This window comes from uncultured Romboutsia sp., from assembly GCF_958366745.1.
Classification (GTDB): domain Bacteria; phylum Bacillota; class Clostridia; order Peptostreptococcales; family Peptostreptococcaceae; genus Romboutsia; species Romboutsia timonensis.
Genome location: NZ_CATXCO010000287.1, coordinates 1 through 2,647, shown reverse-complemented (window position 1 = coordinate 2,647; position 2,647 = coordinate 1). Strand labels below are relative to the sequence as shown.

3 protein-coding genes are annotated in these 2,647 nt (G+C 26.1%); all 3 read left to right on the top strand.

Going from position 1 to position 2,647, the window contains the following annotated elements; genetic code table 11:
• The coding region (locus tag Q5F54_RS12815) for a hypothetical protein (RefSeq protein ID WP_302334559.1) at positions 1-949 on the top strand (949 nt) is incomplete at its 5' end.
• Between the two features lie 2 nt (positions 950-951).
• Positions 952-2,061, top strand: a complete 1,110-nt coding sequence (locus tag Q5F54_RS12810; RefSeq protein WP_302334558.1) for a glycosyltransferase family 4 protein — start codon at positions 952-954, stop codon at positions 2,059-2,061.
• A 22-nt stretch (positions 2,062-2,083) separates the two neighbouring features.
• On the top strand, positions 2,084-2,647 hold a 564-nt coding region (locus Q5F54_RS12805; protein ID WP_302334557.1), incomplete at its 3' end, for an acyltransferase.

The window sequence follows — 2,647 nt, the reverse complement described above, 5'->3', positions numbered from 1 at the left end:
AACTATTATTCCAGCACTTAAAGATGCAGTTTGTGTATTTAAAGGAATAATTACATATGTATTCATACCATTATGCTTATCAAATCTTAAGTTAGATGAGTACTTAACTATTATAAATAACCATCTTAAAATTATTACAGGATTAGTATTTTTAACAGTAGTTGGGAACTTATTATTTGATATTTTTCCATATTATGAAATTAGATTTGGGATAAAATCACAACAAATATTTTTTACTCATCCAACTTATTTAGCTAGTTTTTCTGTAATAATTATAATTTTACTAAGTGTTAATTTAAGAGAACATAAAGAAAATAAAAAATACATAATACTGATGTTATTAGTTTTAGCTAGTACATTAAGGTTTAAGTCAATAGCTTTTATACCGATATATATGTATTTATATTATATAGTTTTTATAAGGCAAAGAAAATTACAGTTACTTGACATAGGAATATTATGCGTATTAGGAGGAGCATTTGCTATATCACAAGTTATGGAATATTTTAATAATCCTGATTGGGCAAGAAATGTTTTAACTATGAATTCGTTAAATATAGCTAAGGATAATTTCCCTATAGGTACTGGTTTTGGAACTTATGCAAGTTGGGTTTCAGGAGAAAGCTATTCTAATATTTATTATGATTATAATATTAGTACAACTTGGGGAATAAGCCCTGATTTTTATGAGTTTATTGCTGATACATTTTGGCCTATGATAATTGGACAATTTGGAGTTTTAGGGTTAGGAATATACATATATATACTGTTAAGAATATATAAAAATATTATGAACAATGATAATTTAGATTATTATTTTGGACAAATATTAACATTACTATACCTTATTATTTTAAGTATGGCAGAAGCTAGTTTTTCAGGGCAGATAGTAGTAGTTTATATGGCTTTAATAGCAGTATTAGGAAATAAAAAAATTGGGAGAATGTAATTATGAAAATAGCAATGATTGGTCAAAAAGGAGTTCCATCTAGATCCGGTGGAGTTGAAATACATGTTGAAGAAATTGCTGCTAGATTAGCTAAAAGTAATAATGACGTTACTGTATATTGTAGAAAATCATATTGTGATGAAATAAAAGACAATCATAGAGGGATTAATTTAAAATATATACCATCTATAAATACTAAACATTTAGATGCAATAACTTATACTCTTTTAGCTTCTTTAGATGCAGCAATAAATAAGTATGATGTTGTTCATTACCATGCACTTGGACCATCTTTATTATCATTTATACCTAGAATGTTTGGTAAAAAAGTTGTATGTACAGTACATGGATTAGATTGGCAACGTGAAAAATGGGGAAAGCTTGCTAAAAAAGCTCTTAAACTTGGAGAGTTTGCTACTGCAAAGTTTCCTCATAAAACAATAAGTGTATCAGAGTCTATATCTAATTATTACAACGAAACATATAATAATGACACTATATTTGTTCCAAATGGTATAGATGAGAAAATTAGTATAGAAGCAAATGAAATAATCGAAAAATATGGATTACATAAAGATGAATACATATTATTCTTAGCTAGATTAGTTCCAGAAAAAGGAGTTCATTATTTAATTCAAGCTTATAATAAACTAAATACAAATAAAAAATTGGTTATAGCAGGGGGGTCGAGCCATTCAGATGATTATGTTAATAAAGTTAATGAAATGGCAAAAGAAAATCCTAATATTATCATGACAGGATTTGTAAATGGAAATCTTCTTGAAGAATTATTTAGTAATGCATATATGTATGTATTGCCATCTGAAATAGAAGGTTTACCGATAAGTTTATTAGAAGCTATGAGTTATGGTCATTGCTGTTTAGTAAGTGATATAGAGCAAAACATAGAAGTTATTCAGTCATACGGTTATTCATTTGAAAGTAAAAACTCTGATGATTTATATGAAAAATTAAAAGAAATTTTAGATGATGAAAATAAAATACTAGATGTTAGATCAAAAGTTAAAGAATATGTAAATAACAAGTATAACTGGGATAAGGTTAGTGAAGATACAGAAAAAGCATATAAAGCTTTAAAAGTAAATAATTAAGTCTTTAATGAGGTATAATAATATGACAAAAAGAAGAGACTACTCAATGGATTTATTAAAGTTTTTAGCTAGTTTTGGTGTAGTTATGATTCACGTTGATGCTAATTTTAGACAAGGTGAATTTGTAAAAAATACTACAGCATGGGATTTATCTCTAGCTATAAATTTATTAACTAAATGGTGTATACCAATATTTATAATGATAAGTGGATACTATTTATTAAATAGTAGTAAAGAGATTGATTATAATACATTTTTAAAGAAGAGATTTAAAAAAGTGCTATTACCTTTTATTGTATGGTCAATTATATACAATTTATATTATCAATACATAAGTAGTGGAATAAGCATCAAATGGACAGCTTTAGGATTAATAAAAAATATATTAGGATATCCAACTGCAGCGCCATTATGGTTTTTATATCCATTATTAGGATTATATTTAATGATGCCTATATTTAAAGGTATAGTGGATAAGATCGATTTTAAAATAATTGCTATAATAATAGGATTTTCAATTGTAATAAAAACTATATCTCCTTTTACAGATATGGTATTGAATGGTTCTATGAACTATTGGAATGAT

What these genes read in the sequence shown, in the direction of transcription:
- Q5F54_RS12810 (WP_302334558.1), top strand. Translation starts at nt 952, where the DNA reads ATGAAAATAGCAATGATTGGTCAAAAAGGAGTTCCATCTAGATCCGGT.